The 18,551-nt window shown below is 36.9% G+C and carries 17 protein-coding genes; 3 read left to right on the forward strand and 14 right to left on the reverse strand.

Going from position 1 to position 18,551, the window contains the following annotated elements; all coding sequences use genetic code 11:
* Positions 1-8: 8 nt before the first annotated feature.
* From RBU59_RS08865 to RBU59_RS08875, 3 genes are all read left to right on the forward strand, one after another.
* On the forward strand, positions 9-548 hold the full coding sequence (locus RBU59_RS08865; protein ID WP_308147517.1) for a cysteine hydrolase family protein: 540 nt from the start codon (positions 9-11) through the stop codon (positions 546-548).
* 22 nt (positions 549-570) lie between these two features.
* Positions 571-1,263 carry a DinB family protein gene (locus RBU59_RS08870; RefSeq protein WP_308147518.1) on the forward strand — a complete coding sequence of 231 codons (693 nt, stop codon included), beginning with the start codon at positions 571-573 and terminating at the stop codon, positions 1,261-1,263.
* A 178-nt stretch (positions 1,264-1,441) separates the two neighbouring features.
* The gene (locus RBU59_RS08875; protein ID WP_308147519.1) at positions 1,442-1,603 is read left to right on the forward strand and encodes a hypothetical protein; all 162 of its coding nucleotides are present in this window, start codon (positions 1,442-1,444) and stop codon (positions 1,601-1,603) included.
* Positions 1,604-1,630: 27 nt separating this feature from the next.
* Here the strand turns inward: RBU59_RS08875 and RBU59_RS08880 are convergent, their stop codons facing one another.
* The 14 genes from RBU59_RS08880 to purE form a co-directional block, all read right to left on the reverse strand.
* Positions 1,631-2,347: a methyl-accepting chemotaxis protein gene (locus RBU59_RS08880; protein WP_308147520.1), complete on the reverse strand. Its 717-nt coding sequence runs from the start codon at positions 2,345-2,347 to the stop codon at positions 1,631-1,633.
* 146 nt (positions 2,348-2,493) lie between these two features.
* Positions 2,494-3,846 (reverse strand): DNA repair protein RadA, encoded by a 1,353-nt coding sequence (gene radA / locus RBU59_RS08885; protein ID WP_308147521.1) that lies wholly within the window; start codon positions 3,844-3,846, stop codon positions 2,494-2,496.
* Positions 3,847-4,001: 155 nt separating this feature from the next.
* Positions 4,002-4,418 carry an endosialidase gene (locus RBU59_RS08890; protein ID WP_308147522.1) on the reverse strand — a complete coding sequence of 139 codons (417 nt, stop codon included), beginning with the start codon at positions 4,416-4,418 and terminating at the stop codon, positions 4,002-4,004.
* Positions 4,419-4,627: 209 nt separating this feature from the next.
* Positions 4,628-7,072, reverse strand: coding sequence for an ATP-dependent Clp protease ATP-binding subunit (locus RBU59_RS08895; RefSeq protein WP_308147523.1), 2,445 nt, complete (start codon positions 7,070-7,072; stop codon positions 4,628-4,630).
* 15 nt (positions 7,073-7,087) lie between these two features.
* The gene (locus tag RBU59_RS08900; RefSeq protein WP_308147524.1) at positions 7,088-8,122 is read right to left on the reverse strand and encodes a protein arginine kinase; all 1,035 of its coding nucleotides are present in this window, start codon (positions 8,120-8,122) and stop codon (positions 7,088-7,090) included.
* On the reverse strand, positions 8,115-8,657 hold the full coding sequence (locus RBU59_RS08905; RefSeq protein ID WP_308147525.1) for a UvrB/UvrC motif-containing protein: 543 nt from the start codon (positions 8,655-8,657) through the stop codon (positions 8,115-8,117). The genes RBU59_RS08900 and RBU59_RS08905 overlap by 8 nt, the downstream gene beginning before the upstream one ends.
* Before the next feature lie 30 nt (positions 8,658-8,687).
* On the reverse strand, positions 8,688-9,062 hold the full coding sequence (locus RBU59_RS08910) for a GntR family transcriptional regulator (protein ID WP_308147526.1): 375 nt from the start codon (positions 9,060-9,062) through the stop codon (positions 8,688-8,690).
* 164 nt (positions 9,063-9,226) lie between these two features.
* The gene (locus RBU59_RS08915) at positions 9,227-10,501 is read right to left on the reverse strand and encodes a cadherin-like beta sandwich domain-containing protein (RefSeq protein WP_308147527.1); all 1,275 of its coding nucleotides are present in this window, start codon (positions 10,499-10,501) and stop codon (positions 9,227-9,229) included.
* Between the two features lie 192 nt (positions 10,502-10,693).
* The gene (locus RBU59_RS08920) at positions 10,694-12,991 is read right to left on the reverse strand and encodes an SH3 domain-containing protein (RefSeq protein ID WP_308147528.1); all 2,298 of its coding nucleotides are present in this window, start codon (positions 12,989-12,991) and stop codon (positions 10,694-10,696) included.
* 207 nt (positions 12,992-13,198) lie between these two features.
* Positions 13,199-14,530 carry an MATE family efflux transporter gene (locus RBU59_RS08925; RefSeq protein WP_308147529.1) on the reverse strand — a complete coding sequence of 444 codons (1,332 nt, stop codon included), beginning with the start codon at positions 14,528-14,530 and terminating at the stop codon, positions 13,199-13,201.
* A 284-nt stretch (positions 14,531-14,814) separates the two neighbouring features.
* Complete coding sequence (gene purD / locus RBU59_RS08930) at positions 14,815-16,086, reverse strand: phosphoribosylamine--glycine ligase (protein ID WP_308147530.1); 1,272 nt, start codon at positions 16,084-16,086, stop codon at positions 14,815-14,817.
* Positions 16,087-16,108: 22 nt separating this feature from the next.
* On the reverse strand, positions 16,109-16,732 hold the full coding sequence (gene purN, locus RBU59_RS08935) for a phosphoribosylglycinamide formyltransferase (protein ID WP_308147531.1): 624 nt from the start codon (positions 16,730-16,732) through the stop codon (positions 16,109-16,111).
* A complete protein-coding gene (gene purM / locus RBU59_RS08940; protein WP_308147532.1) occupies positions 16,726-17,751 on the reverse strand; it encodes a phosphoribosylformylglycinamidine cyclo-ligase in 1,026 nt (341 codons plus the stop codon). The genes purN and purM overlap by 7 nt, the downstream gene beginning before the upstream one ends.
* A gap of 266 nt (positions 17,752-18,017) precedes the next feature.
* A complete protein-coding gene (purE, locus tag RBU59_RS08945; RefSeq protein WP_308147533.1) occupies positions 18,018-18,533 on the reverse strand; it encodes a 5-(carboxyamino)imidazole ribonucleotide mutase in 516 nt (171 codons plus the stop codon).
* Positions 18,534-18,551 lie beyond the last annotated feature (18 nt).

Here is an 18,551-nt window from a genome sequence, read left to right on the forward strand (position 1 = left end):
GATAATCAATGAGTAAATTATTAGTTGTTATTGATATGCAGAATGATTTTATTGACGGTACTTTAGGTACCGGAGAAGCCGTTCAAATCGTAGATAAAGTAGTTGATAAGATTAAGAATTATGAACGAAACGGCGATACGATTATTTTTACCAAAGACACTCACTCTGATAATTATCTGGATACCCAGGAAGGAAAAAATCTGCCGGTAAAACATTGTATTGCAAAGACCAACGGATGGAAAATCAGCAGTAAAATTTGCAATATAACAGATATCAGTAAATATAAAATCTATGAAAAAGTAACTTTTGGTTCCAGTGAACTGGCAAAAGATCTTATGAACGGGGTATATGATACGGTATCGCAGATCGAGTTAATAGGACTCTGCACGGATATCTGTGTTATTTCCAATGCACTGCTTATAAAAACCTTTTTACCGGAGATACCTGTTGCCGTGGATGCCTCCTGCTGCGCCGGAGTTACAAAAGAAAGTCATGCGAATGCTTTAGAAGCTATGAAAATGTGTCAGATAAATATTCTAAACCAGTAAGAATAAAAGGCGGGTACTCACTATGTTTAAACCGGGAACGGATTGGAATCCAAAACAAACCTTACTAAAAGAATATCTTAAAACTAAGGATAAGTTTACAGAAGCTATGGAACTATGTCTTAAGATGCATAAATATCTCCATTTATCCCAAGTATCTTCATCAAATGAGATAACCCTTGCTGATGAAGTTTGGGATGGGTTGTCAGAGGAAGATTTTGAAATTATGCCTACGGTTAAGGATGTTACAATTGCATGGAATATCTGGCATATAACAAGAATAGAGGATTTGACCATTAATATTTTAGTTATGGATCAGAAACAGGTCCTAGACGAAACCTGGCTGAATCAATTACAGGTTACCGTAAAAGATACCGGTAATGCCATGACAGATGATGAAATCATTAGTTTCAGTAAATCTGTTAATAAGCAGGAACTGAAAAACTACCGGAATGCAGTTGGAAAACAAACACAGCAAACTTTAGCTGTCCTCACCCCAGAAGATCTTAGAGAGAAAATAACATCCGACCGTTTGGAACGAATCAGATTAGAAGGCGGTGTAACAAACCATCCGGACTCAATCTGGCTGCTGGATTTCTGGGGCAGAAAAGACGTATCCGGAATTTTACAGATGCCAATTACCAGGCATCAAATTGTCCACTTAAATGACAGTTTAAAATTAAAAGCTAAAATAGCAAGATTAAATTATAAAAAATAATATTATTTTATGAAAGCGAACATTTAATTTTATAGATTGACTTTTTAATTATTTAAATCATATTACTGAATATTAAAATTGATATCATATTTAATAAATATTTTTTAAAAATATATTTACATTGTATTCTCATACATAAAATCATCTAAACAGGACAGACTAATATGGAGGTGATTTTATGTCGCATGTAGCGCCAGCAATCAGGGAAAAATTTGAAACCCTTCCTGTTGAATTAAAAAATTCTATCTTAGAAAGAAATGTACAGTTAAATAATATCTATGATCTTATGCATGTTTTAGAAGACATCGTAGCAGAAGGAGAAGAGGATACCAAAAAATAGGCATCCTCTTTTTTTCTTTTTTATCTCTTATTCACCCTCATTAATCTGTTCGGAAATAAGGTGAATCGAATCTATGGTATGTTTTGCACTATCTGTAATATCCCTCTGATATGCAATCTCGTGTTCCATATTTCTTGATACATCATTGGAAATATAAGCTGCTTCCAGTATTTTATGAAATACCTCTTTTACATCGCTTACCATAGAATTCTGTTTTTCTACAATTTCATAAATTTTATTCATAGCTTCTACTGTTTCTGTAACAAATGACTGGATGGATTGGATTGTTTCCGAAATTTCTTTTGAAGACTGTGCTGATTGTGCGGCTAAGTTTCTTACCTCTCCTGCTACTACAGCAAAACCTCTGCCTTGTTCTCCTGCCCTGGCTGCTTCAATGGAAGCATTTAAGGACAACATATTTGTTTTATTGGATATACCTCCTATTACTGAAGCAAATCCCTCAATCATATTGGAAAGATTTTTCATTTGATTAATATTTTTTGTTGAATTCTCCACTGCATTATGTAAAGAGTCAATTTTATTTAATAGGTCATCCACACATTGAATTCCATCTTTTACCAAATTAAGTGATGTATCTGAACTATTTATCGCATCAAATGCATTTTTCTCTACTTTTAATTGAGAGGTATCCAGGTTATCCACTATAGTCCCGATACTATGAATAAATTCCTCCTGTTGCCTCATTAAACTTTTTAATTCCTCACAATCTTTTGTACATTCCATTATTAATTCCTCCGCCTTTTCTTCAGTATGATAATATATATAATGGCAACAATATAACCACAAAACAAACAAGTAAAGGTTTTTATGTCCGCCTTGCGCTATTGTTACTCAAGTATACAATTTTCTCTTTAAGTACCAAAACAGCATCAAGAAAATAAATTTACAATCTCCCTTATATTCCTGACACCGATTAATTTAACACAAGTATTCCCAACATTCTCTTTATTAATCTGCGGCAGCAAAACCGTATCATATCCCATTTTACCGGCCTCAATAACACGCTGCTCTGCCATATTAACCGCCCTTACTTCTCCGGTGAGTCCAATTTCTCCAAAACACAAGGTTTTATTATCCATTGACCGGTTTTTGTAACTGGATAAAATAGCCATAACAATTGCCAAATCCAGTGCCGGTTCATTAATCTTCATTCCGCCGGCAACATTAATATATGCATCCATTCCAGACATCTGGATTCCTAACCTTTTCTCCAATACAGCCATTAGCAGATTTACACGATTATAATCAGTTCCGGCTGCCGTTCTCCTTGGCATATTAAAATTTGTCTGACAGATTAAGGCCTGAATCTCTACTAGTATAGGCCTGGTGCCTTCCATGGAGGCCGTTACTACCGAACCCGGTTCTCCCTCCGGTTTGCCCTGTAACATAAATTCTGATGGATTACTCACTTCCACTAATCCTTTATCCCTCATTTCAAATACCCCAATTTCATTGGTGGATCCAAAACGATTTTTAACTGCTCTTAAAATCCGGTAGGAAGCTTTACTTTCTCCCTCAAAATATAAAACTGTATCAACCATATGTTCTAAAACTCTGGGACCGGCTACCACACCTTCTTTGGTAACATGTCCAACTATAAAGATAGATATTCCCAACCCTTTCGCCAAATGCATTAAGATACCGGTGGTTTCCCTTACCTGACTTACACTGCCAGGCGCTGCACCGATTTCCTCTTTATACATCGTCTGAATGGAATCAATGATTACAATCTGAGGCATTAATTTACGTATAGTATCTTCTATACTGTCTAAATTGGTTTCACTTAGCAATAATAACTCTCCCTGAAAGGATCCCAGCCTGTCGGCACGCATTTTAATCTGCTTTAAGGATTCTTCTCCCGATATGTATAGTATCTTAACTTGTTTATCGGATAATTCCCTGCACATCTGAAGTAACAGGGTCGATTTTCCTATTCCGGGATCCCCTCCTACTAATACCAGGGAACCAATCACAATCCCGCCCCCCAATACTCTGTCAAACTCCTCGATTCCGGTTAATATTCTCTGGTCTTTATCAGTTGTGACATCAGATAAAAGCTGCGGCTCTGTCTGTGTTAAACCGACCTGTTTATTAATCTTTTTCTTAATTACCGGTTCCTCGGTAAAAGTATCCCACTGCTTACAGCCTGGACATTGTCCCATCCACTTGGATGCTTCATAACCACATTCCCTGCAGAAAAAAACAGTCCTGTTTTTAGCCATATTTTCCTCCTTATAATAATCCAAACGGATAAATTCGCTCCTCATCTCCCTAATCCCAAAGTTTCGGTATGCTATTCGCACCTATACTAATAAGGAACTGTTTTAGGGATTCCCCCTAAAACAGTTCCAATTATTATAAACAAACCATAGAAATACTATTGTAGTTTCACTACCCTTATAGCTGATTTATGATTTTCACCTAATTCCACGCTAAACATAAGTTTACCGCCTAAATTTGTTTTCATCTTTCCTACATTTGTATCATCAATATAAATTTTATATTCTTTCTCTGCTTCTAATTCCAAAGTGATCTGTGCATCTTCAGGTCCTTCAACAGAAAATCTGACTTCTTTTTCGGATATATCTAAATTCTCCACTGCTGTTCCCGGAACAGATTCATATACAAACATTCCGTTCCTCTCTAATTTAGTTATTTCCTTAAAAGTTTTAACTTTATATAGATCTCCGTTATGCTCAAAATCATTTACCTTTGATTTTACCGTTAATTCGTAATTGCCAAAACTGATTGTCCCATTGCTTTCTTCACGTATTAATTCATCGATCACTGACATTTTAAATCCTCCTAGTTTCGTTAATACTTCCTCGATTTATATTTTCTCCAAATGGCCTATCAGCGGTCAAAATGCCAATAGCTCTATCTTATTATATGGTTTTCTTTTATTCCAGGCACATTAAATGGAACATATTATAGTTTTTGTAGCTATCTCTATTATATAATATTTGCATGACAATTTCTACTAATATATGCACAAGAAATGAATTATTTTTTGGAAATTTTAATATCTTTGTCGAAAAGTTGTACTAACGCGGTATCTCCATTATGAAGATTACCCTCAAGGACTTCTTCTGCCAGCTTATCTTCAATGTTAGACTGTATTGCTCTTCTAAGCGGTCTTGCACCATAATTCTGGTCATAACCGATTTCAACAATACGGTCGATGATCTCATCCTTTACTTCCAGGGATATATTCATCTGCTGCTTCGATCTCTTAGCAATACTCTTTAACATAATACTAACGATGCTCTTAATATCTTCCTTCGATAAGGAATGGAATACAATCATTTCATCAATACGGTTAATGAATTCCGGCTTAAAGATTCGCTTAACTTCCTCCATAACGCCTTCTTTCATCTTTTTATAATCTTCTTTATCATCTGTGACAGAGGAAAAGCCTAAACGCTTCGGTGCAATGATATTCTGAGCTCCGGCATTGGAGGTCATAATAATGATTGTATTCTTAAAGCTGACTTTTCTGCCCTGGGCATCCGTAATATGCCCGTCATCCAATACCTGCAGCAGAATATTGAAAACATCCGGATGTGCTTTTTCCACTTCATCAAAAAGAATCACGGAATATGGATTCTGTCTGACTTTTTCGCTAAGCTGGCCCCCCTCATCATACCCTACGTATCCCGGAGGGGATCCAATCAGTTTGGAAACACTGTGCTTCTCCATGTATTCGGACATATCTACCCGTATCATGGAATTCTCACTGCCAAACATTGCTTCTGCCAACGCTTTGGATAATTCAGTTTTACCTACACCGGTCGGTCCTAAAAACAGGAATGAACCGATTGGCCTGTTTGGATCTTTTAAACCTACACGACCCCTTCGTATTGCTTTGGAAACGGCGGACACTGCATCCTCCTGACCAATGACTCTTTCATGAAGAATTTTCTCCAGATTTCTTAAACGTTCCGATTCCTCTTCGGCTAATTTTTTAACCGGAATCTTAGTCCAGCTGGATATGATATCAGCTATTTCATTCTCGCCTACAACCAGTTTCGTTTCTTGTTTTTCTTTTTCTGAGCGAACCTGCAGTGCATTTAAACGGCTGTTTATTTCCTCCTGTTGTTTTTTTATCTCACCTGCTTTTTCATATTCTTCATTTTTAATTGCAAGCTCTTTTTCTTCATCCAAACGAAGGATTTCAGACTCTAATTCTTTCACTTCCGGAGAGGTTATAAATGTACTTAGGCGTACCTTAGAGGCAGCTTCATCCATTAAATCGATTGCTTTATCCGGTAAATAACGGTCATTTATATATCTGCTTGACATTTTAACTGCTGCTTCCAGAGCTTCATCTGTAATTTTAACTTTGTGGTGTACCTCATAGCTGTCTCTTAATCCCTTTAATATAAGGATTGCTTCCTCTTCTGAGGGTTCTTCCACTACGACCGGTTGAAATCTTCGCTCTAAGGCGGCATCCTTTTCAATATACTTGCGGTATTCCTCCCTGGTGGTAGCTCCGATTAACTGTAATTCTCCTCTTGCTAATGACGGTTTTAATATATTGGAGGCATCAATTGCTCCTTCCGCTCCGCCGGCTCCAATAATGGTATGGATTTCATCTATAAATAGAAGTACATTTCCGTCACTCATGACCTCGGTGATTACTTTTTTTATTCTCTCTTCGAATTCCCCTCTGTATTTTGAACCTGCTACCATTCCGGATAAATCGAGTGTTAAAACTCTTTTATCCTTAATGATTTCAGGAATATTTCCTTCTACAATTTTTCTGGCCAGACCTTCTGCTATTGCAGTTTTACCGACACCGGGTTCTCCTACCAGACAAGGATTATTTTTAGTTCTTCGGCTTAAAATCTGAATTACCCGCTGTATTTCTGTCTCACGGCCGATCACAGGGTCTAATTTGCCCTCTCTTGCATATTCTGTCAAGTCTCTGCTGTATTGGTCCAAAGTGGGAGTGCTTGATTTGGCTTTTGCTTTACTTTTATTTGAGGCATATTCATTTTTTGCTGCATTCATATCAGCTCCCACTGCAGTTAATATATCAACGTATAATTTTTGTACATTAATTCCTAAGGTATTAAGCAGTCTTACTGCGATACAGTCGGATTCCTTTATTAAAGCGATTAATATATGCTCTGTACCAACTAACTGTGCTTTTAAACGAAGGGCTTCCTTAAAGCTCTGATCTAAAATCCTCTTTGCCCTCGGTGTAAATCCGTCTACTTCAACGGTTTCCACATTTGAATTAGGGGCTATCAGCTGATTAACTAATTCAATAACTTTATCAACTTCTACTCCGTTTTTTTCCAAGACTTTGGAAGCAACACCATCTGCCTCTAATAATCCGATAAGCAGGTGTTCTGTCCCTACATAATTGTGTGATAACTTATATGCTACTTCTGTTGCATAGGTTATTGCTGCTCTCGCATTTTCCGTATATTTTTCGTTCATAGTAGCCTCCTGTTCTTATACCGGTTCCGGTAATTTCTTTCTGATGTAATCTGCTCTATATTTATCTCTTTGTACACTTCCTACGTTTTTGTCCAACTGACACTGTAAATTACCGGGTTGTATTTCCATCATCAGTTCATGAACATTATAATTTTCTTTCAGATGAATGAGGTTCATATCAATCCCCAATTTTAACTGAGCCAATAAAGCCATAGCATCGGCGGATGATAATTGCTTTGCATATTTTAATACACCATATGAACGATGTACCTTATCTTCAAACTCATCATAATTGTTGGTAAGAATATATTCCCTCTGCCTGCGTTCCTGTTTCATAACCTGCCAGACGATACGGTCCAGACTATCCATAATTTCCTTTTCGGTACTTCCTAAGGTTTTCTGGTTGGATATTTGGTACAGACTTCCAACACTTTTTGAAGCTTCTCCGTAGGTACCTCTTAGTGCTATTCCATACTGCCCTAATTCTTCCGCTAATTTAATAATTTTACCGGCTGCTGTGAGTGCCGGCAAAAACATCATATAGGATGCCCGTAAACCGGTACCCACATTCGTGGGACACGAAGTGAGATAACCATATTTTTCATGAAATGCAAAATCAAATATTTCATTGGTAATATCGTCAATTTTATTAGCTGCCTGAAAGGCTTCTTCTATATTCATTCCTCCGGTTATGGATTGAATTCGTATATGATCCTCTTCATTTATCATAATACTGATACTTTCATCACTAGAAAGAATTAAACCGGTACTTTGCTCTTTCGCCACTAATAAAGGACTGATAATATGCCTCTCCACCATAGCGGTTTTCTCCGTATCTCCAAGTACATCCGCACTGCAGCTGTAAAATTTCATGGAGGCCTGACCTTCTATCAGGGGAGTCGCTGCTTTTACTTTCTCCACAAGTTCACTTGCCTGCTTTTCAGAAAGTTTGGCTGAAAAAGAGTAATCCTTGAGATTTCTGGCAAGCCTGACCCGGCTGGAGATTACAACGTCATTATTCTGACCCGCTTCTTTGTACCATTTAAGCATTACCTATCTCCTCCTTTTTTAACTGGCGTATCTTATCCCGCAGTTTAGCAGCCTCTTCAAATTCCTCTTTCTCAACCGCATCCTGCAAGCGTATAGATAATTTATCCAATTCAGATAATTCCTTGACCAGTTTTTGGGTTTTTGTTTCAAATCCTTTCGGTTTTTTACCTGTATGGTTCTCAGAACCTTGTATATTTTTTAAACTTCCGTCTAATATATTCTGGAAACTGTCATAACATTTGGCGCATCCAAATCTGCCTTCTCTCATGAATTCCGAATAGGTCATACCGCATCCCTCGCATCGTATCTCTTTCTCGGCACGATCCGTAACATTGGAACTATTATAATAATTACCCAATATTGTAGACAGTAAGCTGCCTAACGTAATTTCCTGATCCATAAACGCTGTTCCCATAGGGAACGAAGTATATTCCGTTGCACATTCTTCGCATAAATGCTGTTCCGTTTTTTCTCCGTTTATTATTTCGGTATAATATATCTTAGCTTCATTTTTTTTACATTTATCACATAACATAGTAACAACCTCCTGTTCTGATCTAGGTTACTAATCTACATTAAAATCATCAAATATTTGATTTACTAAATCATGAATTTCTTCACTGCTTATATTCTTACAAATAGCTTTAGCCAATATTACCCTTAAGTCACAGGACAGTTCTTCCATTGCTTTTAATTTATCTGCATTAATTGCAACTACAGTTCCTTTTCTACGGTCGAGTTTCACATACCCCTCCTGTTTTAACATAGTATATGCTTTATTTACAGTATGCATGTTAATTCCAATATCTTCTGCTAATTCCCGAACAGAAGGCAGATTATCCCCAACTCTTAACTCTGCATTAGCAATTCCGAAAATGATTTGATTGCGAAGTTGAATATAAAAAGCTTCTTCGCTGTTAAAATCGATTCTTACGATCAAATCATCCACCTCCTAATAGTTCGTTATATATGTTATATTATTAGTATAACAAATTATCATTTATTGTCAAGATAAACTTAGAGTCATTCCTAACATTTAAGCTGCAATTATTCATAGAACCCTTTTTTCTCACTTAGTGTCTTATATATAATTTTAATCCAGTACTATTCTTCTTCCCTGTTTTTTAAATATAACCTGATTAATGCCACGGAAAGAATAATACATACGCAACCTAATATAGCCAAAACAATACCCATCGTGGTTAATTTTGCTTTATATTCTTCCGATTGCATTAAATTACCGGACATTACCACCTTATTGCCTTCTCTGTTTTTGGTATACCTCTGTAAGGTTTCTTCTACTCTGTCATATTGATAAAATCCTGTCTCACCAGCTTCATTTTTCACATATAAAAGCAGGAAATCACTATTCAGATCATTTTCAGGCGTATACGCACTTACTGTTACATCATCTAATATTAATGAAGTCTTACTATATCCATCCGGTATAACAACATCATCATCTGGTTTAAGAATTTGATAACGGTAACCATTCTGTATATACATATCTTTACCATCTTTTATAATGAGTAGATTACCTATTTCTGCTGATTTATCTTCTATACTGCCGTTCCTTTCTGAATCCGAATCCAGGTTATCCTCTGATTCTGAAGTCTCAATTGTTTCTACCGTTTCCTTTTCAACTGCTTCCTTTCGGGTCGCAGTAATTATATATTCTTTCGTTTCTCCTGATTCCGCTTTCACCTTTACCATGATTTTATTATTACCCACATCAAGATTTTCATTACCCTCAACCGTTACCTTGGCATTATCATCCTCCGGTACTGCACTTAATATTATTTTGCTGTTTTCATAATCAATTTTTGTTGTATATTCTGTAATTTTGGGATCAAATTTTGGTTTTAAACTGCCGGGATTTATTTTTAAACTTTTGAGATTATTATTGTCTGAAGCTGTTTTTGCTGCTATGACACGGATATCAAGCCGGTTGCTGGATACTGACATAGCAGTTCCTGTTTCAAATTCATATATTTCCGCTTTATCTTTAATTCCAATTTCGCTTACACCTATCGCTTTTGCTTTAAATCTCATAATATACTTTCTGGATGATTCTTTATTTACCGTATTTTTATCGGTGAGTTTTAATAATCCCTCCCCGCCGGCTATAAAGGCTGCATCATTTTCAAATTCCAGTATATCAGCATTATATGTTATATATGCTTCAAAATCTCCTAACATAGCATCAGAAGATATAGAAAGACTAACAGTAATTTCGTCTCCAACCACTACAGATTCCTCACCTGTACTTATATTAACTGTTGCGCTGGCTGCTCTGCAAAAAGTATAGGGTATTAATATAAGTAAAACAATTAAAGCTAATAAGAAACATTGTTTATAAATTTTTTTATAGATTTTCATTGGTTTCTCCTTTATCTTAAGTATTCCATTGAGTATAATTTCATATTCGTAAACATAGGAACAGTCACTTAGGTTTCTTAAGAAAAAGAACCTGCAAAAACCCTGATTGAAACACTTTTATGAAATTTATCATAAGTGCTTTTTAACAAAGTTTGAAACAGGTTCTGATTTCCTAAGCAGGATTATCTCCCATTATTCTCTTACGGCATTGATCAGATATTCCCTGACATCGCCATTTTCTGCTGTAACAGTTATTATTACTTCATTATTTCCCTCATTCAACGGAATAAATCCTGTTCCTGTAATGCTGGCTTTTTTGCTGACCGTTGTTGCAGTAACATTTATCTCTTCTATGTCAGCTTCAACAATGATAGAATATTCCTGTTCTTTCGTCAAATCAAAAGTTGGGGTTAAACTATAACCGTCGACTTTTAGGGTTTTCAGCCAATTATTTGGATTACAAACCGTTTCCGGCATCGGACATGGTTCGTCAGGCATATTTTCGTACACCGGAATACTGAATGCAATAGGAATCTCTGACATTACACTATATGCAGCAAAAGTTTTTTTGGACTCTGCATTAGGTGCTTCAATATTTGACATATACTGATGGGAATAAGTTGAATTACCCGTAACATTAAATTTCTGCAGGTATGTTGTATCCTGTCCCCTTTTTATGTAATTGCTGCCGATAATATATGCACCGCCCACAATAGAATTATATGGGTTATCCCAGGGAATTAGATATAAGGTATTTAATTCCTGATTCGTTGTGCCGTTTTTGGCATATTTTAGACCGTTCGCTACGGCACCTCCGGCAGCAGTACTATTATATGCACCGATATTATAGAAATTATAGTATCCCTCTAAACCACCCACAGTTCCGGATACACTGGAGCTTAAAGTAGTAGTTCCCGTTACTACCTCCTGTTTCGCCCTGCTTGCCAGATGATACGGGCTTACACCGGAATATTCAGCTGCATCCATAAAAGTTTCCGAATAAGTATGCTCCAAGGTTTCACCCTGATCATCTGCATAAGAATAGGTACAATTATATAATGGTGTATTATAAAGAATTCCTTCCACACCGGTAACATTCTGGTATTCACTTTGATAAGTCAATAATTCAAATTGATATATACTTTTTTCATCTAAGAAGTTTCTTGGATCTATATAATACTCTAAACCGGCTTTAGACGGAGTGACCCAGGTAGAACCATCAAAGGGAATAAAACTGTCAGTAGACCAGTTATAAGCTCCTTTTTCTAAAGACTTCCATTCTACCCCTTTTCCATTGGATATTAAATTAACACCTAATTTACTTTCTTTTTCAATTACCGTATCCCAATCCAGTCCCGTTTGAAATGCTTTAAAAACCCACGTAGGATAAGATTCGTGCAAGTCTCTCAGGGCTGGTTTATAACTTTCGGGGAATCCTTCCTCATCCAGCCTCTCTTCAAATTCTTCATCTGATAATACATCCGGTGTATCGATGTCAGTGGTATCGGTTGGGGTAGGGGTTACAGTAGGTTTTGGCGTTGTTGTTGGGGTGGGGGTTTGGGTGGGTGTTGGCGTTGTTGTTGGCTTTGGGGGTGTTGTTGGCTTTGGGGTTACAGCTGGGGTAGGGGTTACGGGATTCACAGTAAATAGAACCTGACTGCCCAAAATATACCCGCTGTATTTTATACCGCTTAGGGTAAACGATATTTTAAACCATTTCTTTCCTTTTTCATCCGTTACTTCCTTTGTAATGGTTACCGCTTTCTTATTACTTAAAGCGATGGCAGTTCCTTTATCAGTCGTAAGATATTTATAACTGTCTCCTGCTCCGGTTCTGAGCTTCACTTTTGTTTTACTGCTAACTGCCGCTTTAACACCGGAAGATAAAGATAACCCTATAAAATCACTTAATACATAACCTGTTTTTGTTTTATTATTTACTTGAAAGGAAATCCGATACCATTTTTCCTTCCCAACAATTACTTCATTGAGAATATTCACTTTTTGCCTTTTTACTATCGAGGCAATTTTAGTACTTGTAGTGGATGCTTTTTGCCTTACATTTAAGTTCGTTGCCATAACACTGGCTGCAAGTTTAAGATCTGCCGGCGTCTGATTCGCTGTATCCCCCGTCGTAGGCGTTGGTGTCGGAGTCGGAGTAGCGGATGTACTGTTGGTTTCTTTCACAAAGTCATCCATAACATATCCCTCTGTTTTTTTACCGCTATAAGTAAATGCTATTTTGTACCATCCATCCTTTTTACTTATTATCGTAAATTTATCACCCTTTTTTAAATAAGCAAAACTACCGTTTACCTGGACCTTATCATACTTAGTCCCCGGGCCGGAACGGATATTTAAACTGGTAGCCGTTACGGTTCCATAAGTGGCGGCAAGTGCTTTTAATGAGTTGAATGTAATACCTCCGGGATATATTAATACCAGACATAAAACGATCGCAATCCATTTATATATTGAGCTTTTTCTCATCCCCTTTTTCCTCCTCAGAATATTAAGTAAACGAAGATAACTAATATGTACAATAAATTTGTTACCGTTCATACCCGGGCTTGAATTGTAACAGAAATCTTTACTAAGTTAATAAATACTTTATATTTTTTCAATAGATTACAAAATACATATGGCACTTCTGTGACATTTTGATAATATATGTCAAATAATCAAAAAATTAGGGAATTACTCTATCATTTTCTTCCATATCCCTTTTGCATAAAAACTAAAAGAGAGTCCTGCTGCAATCGTCCAGCCTATAGGCCAGGAAAGCCAGATACCAATAGAGCCCAAAAAGTTTGATAATATATAAGATAATACCACCCTAAGGATTAGGTCCGTGAAGGTTGCTATCATAAAAGGCCTCATAGAACCGGAACCGCGTAAAACACCGTCTGCTATTAATTTAATAGAGATAATTACATAAAAAGGAGATGTAATCCTTAAAAAATTGGTACCTTCCACAATTGCTTTCCCATTGGATGACTCTAAAAACAATCCCATCATACCGGGCCCGAATCCAAAATAGGCAATTACAAATGGCACAGCAACAAGAATACACATCAAGATAGCTGACTTAAAGCCTTTATTTATCCGTTCTAATTTACATGCTCCAAGATTCTGTGCAGTAAAACTGGATACTCCATTGGCTAACGTTGTAAAAGAAGTTATTGCAAAAGTATTCAATTTAATTGCTGCAGAATAACCTGCAATTACACTGGAACCGTAATTATTAATCAGCTTCTGAATCAGTATATTTCCAAAGGAAATAAAGCTTTGCTGTAATATACTTGGAACGGCTATTTTACTGATTCTGCCTAACATGCTAAGGGAAAACCTGGGATATTCTTTCGTTTCAGGCAGTGATCTTATCCGGCGTAAAATGGTAATTAAGGATAATACGGAAGCAATACCCTGAGCAGTGAAAGTTGCCCAGGCTACCCCATTAACACCCATGGAAAAACAAATCACAAAAATTAGATCCAACAGTATGTTTAGCAGAGAGGATGCTAAAAGAAAATAAAAAGGTGTCCTGGAATCTCCCAGGGAGGTAAAGATACCGGTACAGATATTATATAAGAGCAAAAAAATTAAACCGCCCGTATAGATCCGTAAGAAAACAGATGCATCCGAAAAAATATTAGCCGGAGTATCCAACAGCCTTAACATAGGATTACAAGCCATAAGACCTACGATGGTCAAAAAAAGGCTTATAAAAAATATCGAGATCAATGAAGTAAAGATAGCTGTTTTCATTTTAGCATATTCTTTTCCCCCAAATAGTGTGGAGATTACAACAGAACATCCTATATTGGATCCTGTTGCGATTGCAATAAATATCATAGTAATGGGATAAGAAGCACCAATGGCGGCCAGGGCATCTTCGCCTACATATTGTCCGGCTACTATGCTGTCAACGATACTGTACAACTGTTGAAACATTACACTTAGAAGCAATGGTATGGAGAATTTCCATAGAAGCTTGCCAGGTGATCCATTTGTTAAATCTGTTATCATATGTATACCTCTTTATAAACTTTATCTTGAAGTATTATAGCACAAATTATATAATTATAAAATATTTATTCCAGATTAAGGTTTAGATTCCCATAATTAAATTAAGTGGAAATAAGGCTGAATCCTATTTATTCGTAGTTTTCACCTTGCATGCTAAAAATCTCTTAACAAAAAATTAAATGCAGATTCTTCCATACAAAAAAACCAAACAGGATTCAGCCTTATCTATCTATTGCTTTATTTTATTTCTATTTTTCTCTTTATTTCTCGATATACTTCACCTTTTATACTTCATCAATCGCTTTCCCGATATCGTTCCGCATGTATTTATTTTCAAAAGTAACCCACCCTGCAGCCATATACGCATTTGACCTGGCTTCTTTTAAATCTTTACCGGTTGCAGTTATTCCAATAACACGTCCGCCGTTTGTTACGATTTCGCCATTGATTTTTTTTGTTCCGGCATGAAATGCATAAAACCCTTCTTTTCCTTTAAATTTATCCAGTCCGTCAATTATAAACCCTTTTTCATAGTGTTCCGGATATCCGTCAGAAGCTAATATAACACAAACTGCTGCATTATCATTAAATTCCAGATTTATTTTCTTAAGCCTGCCGTCTATACAGGCTTCAAACACTTCAACAATATCATTTTTCATTCTTGGCAGAACCACCTGGGTCTCTGGGTCTCCAAACCTTGCATTATATTCCAGTACTTTGGGGCCATTTTTCGTAAGCATTAAGCCAAAGAACAGGATACCGGTAAATTCCCTGCCTTCCGCTTTCATAGCATCCATAGTGGCCTGATAGATGTACTTCCTGCAAAACTCATCTACTTCTTCCGTATAAAAAGGACTTGGTGAAAATGTGCCCATACCACCTGTATTTAATCCCCGATCACCATCTCCGGCACGTTTATGATCCTGAGCACTTGTCATGGTCTCTATATTGGTTCCATCACAAAAGGCAAGTACCGACACTTCTCTTCCTGTCATAAATTCTTCTATTACTATCTTGTCCCCCGCAGAGCCAAACTGTTTATCTAACATAATTGCCTTAACACCTGCTTTAGCCTCCTCTAAATTAGTACAAATTAACACCCCTTTACCAAGTGCTAATCCATCTGCTTTTAAAACAATGGGAAAATCACAGGTTTTCAGGTATTCCAAGGCCTTCTCAGAAGAAGTAAAAGTTTCGTAAGCTGCAGTAGGGATATTATATTTTTTCATCAGATCCTTTGAAAATGATTTGGAGCCCTCTATAATAGCAGCATTTTTTCTTGGACCGAAAACTCTTAAATTATTTGCTTCAAATACATCTACAACCCCGGCTACTAACGGATCATCCGGACCAACTATGGTTAAATCAATGTTCTCATTTTTGGCAAAAGCAGCCAGCTTATCAAATTCCATAACTCCAATCGGTACACAGGTTGCATATTCTTCAATACCTGCATTGCCGGGAGCACAAAATAATTGATCCGTTAATTTACTTTTAGAAACCTTGTAAGCTATGGCATGTTCCCTGCCGCCGCTTCCGATGATTAATATTTTCATGCTTTCTTATCCCTTTCCAAGCTTAGATTATAGTTACGCGGTTATTCAGTATCTTAACTTTATTCAAAGCAATCAGATTAATAGCTTCCGGCAGAATGTTCCATTCTGCCTCTTCCATAACTCTTGTTTGTAAATCTTTAGGGCTGTCACCCTCATGTACTTCTACAGCCTTTTGAAGTATAATTGGACCGGTATCGGTGCCCTCATCAACAAAATGAACGGTTGCCCCCGTAATTTTAACCCCTCTCTCCAGAACGGCTTCGTGGACTCGTAGTCCATAATAACCTGCCCCGCAGAAAGCTGGAATCAGTGATGGATGAATATTTATTATCTTATTTCTGTAATTCTGAATTAATATCTCCGGTATTATAACCAGGTAACCCGCCAAGACAATTAAATCCACCTCATACTTCTTTATTTCGTTTAATAACTGCCTGCTGAATTCATCTCTGTTCGTATAATCTTTCGGTGAAATTACCGTTGCAGGAATCCCCGCCTTACGGGCTCTCTCCAATGCATATGCGTCCTTTTTATTACTGATTACAATTTCAATTCTTGTGTTTTTTATAATACCTTGTTCAATATTATCAAGGATTGCCTGTAAGTTCGTACCCCCTCCGGATACCAAAACCGCAACTTTTAGCATATGGTAACACCTTTCTCACCAGCTTTTATCTCACCTACAATATAAGCTGTTTCACCGGTCTGCTGTAATAATTTTATGGTTTTATCCGTCTCGGCACTATCAACGGCAATCATCATTCCAATTCCCATATTATAAGTATTATACATAACTTTTTCTTCGATTGCCCCATCCTTAGATAACATCTGAAAGATCGGAGGTACTGTGTATCTGTCTTTATATATTACAGCGTTCATACCGTCGCTTAACATCCTTGGAATATTCTCGTAAAATCCGCCGCCGGTTATATGGCTGCAGGCTTTTATGGTAACTCCCCCGTTTTTTATTGTTTTTAATGCATTTACATATATTTTTGTCGGAGTTAACAGAACTTCCCCTAAGGTTGCTCCAATTGATTCATAATAAGTATCCAAAGCTTCCCGTTTCATATTGAATACGCTTCGTACAAGGGAATAACCATTACTGTGTATACCGGAAGAAGCGATTCCGATAATGGTATCACCGGCTTTTAAATTGCTTCCGTTTATTAATTGTTTTTGATCTACAATACCAACCGCAAATCCTGCCAGGTCATATTCACTAACAGGATAAAATCCGGGCATTTCCGCTGTTTCACCGCCGATTAATGCAGCACCGGCCTGTTTACATCCCTCGGCCACACCACTAACGATTGTTGCAATTTTCTCAGGTTCATTTTTACCACAGGCAATATAATCTAAAAAGAATAGAGGTTCACCGCCTGCACAGGCTATATCATTCACGCACATGGCAACACAGTCAATTCCAATCGTATCATGTTTATCTAAAATAAATGCCAGCTTTAACTTAGTTCCTACTCCATCTGTTCCGGAAACTAAAGTCGGCTGTTCCATATTTTTAAAACTCTCTAAAGAAAATGCACCAGAAAATCCGCCTATTCCGGTTAATACTTCACTTCTCATGGTTCCTTTTATATGTTCTTTCATAAGCTCAACAGCCTTATAACCGGCTTCAATATCTACTCCTGCCTTTTTGTAATCCATGGTTAATCCTCCTTGTTAGATATCTGATTTATAGTGATAAATACAAACACTGACTTTATATTCAAGATTCTCATCTGATATTTATTTTAACATAACCTATATTATTTGTCCTACTTTTCAGTTTCATTATTTTCTTATATTGTTTATTAGCATAATTAATAAAACGTTTTGTATCTATAAGATAATAATATAAGTAAATAAATATATAAGATAACGTTCCTGCACAACAGGAAAGAGACGGATTTCTCCGTCCCTTTTTAAGTTCCCTACATATTCTTTAGATATTCCTTATAACCCATGTCAGCAAGTTTTTCTGATTTTGAGAGAACATTTTCCTTTAAACCTAAAGCATAAGCTTTTATACGTTCTAACAATTCAGCATCTGAAGTTGCAAGAATTTTAGCTGCCAATAATCCGGCATTAAGAGCTCCGTTAATTGCAACTGTAGCTACCGGTATACCACCTGGCATCTGAACGATGGAATAAAGAGAATCAACCCCACCTAAAGACTTTGTCATAATCGGAACACCGATTACCGGCATAGGGAATATAGCTGCTGTCATACCCGGTAGGTGGGCCGCACCACCGGCACCTGCGATAATTACCTTATACCCTTTTTCTTCTGCTGATTTAGCATAATCATAGAAAACATCCGGCATTCTGTGGGCAGATATTACCGTAATATCATATTCGATTTTAAGAACATCCAATACTTCTGCTGCCTTACTCATGATCTCAAGATCCGAATCACTACCCATAACTATTCCTACTTGTGCTGCCATTTTACTTTCCTCGCTTTC

The sequence above is a fragment of the Anaerocolumna sp. MB42-C2 genome (assembly GCF_030913705.1).
In the GTDB taxonomy this organism is placed as follows: domain Bacteria; phylum Bacillota; class Clostridia; order Lachnospirales; family Lachnospiraceae; genus Anaerocolumna.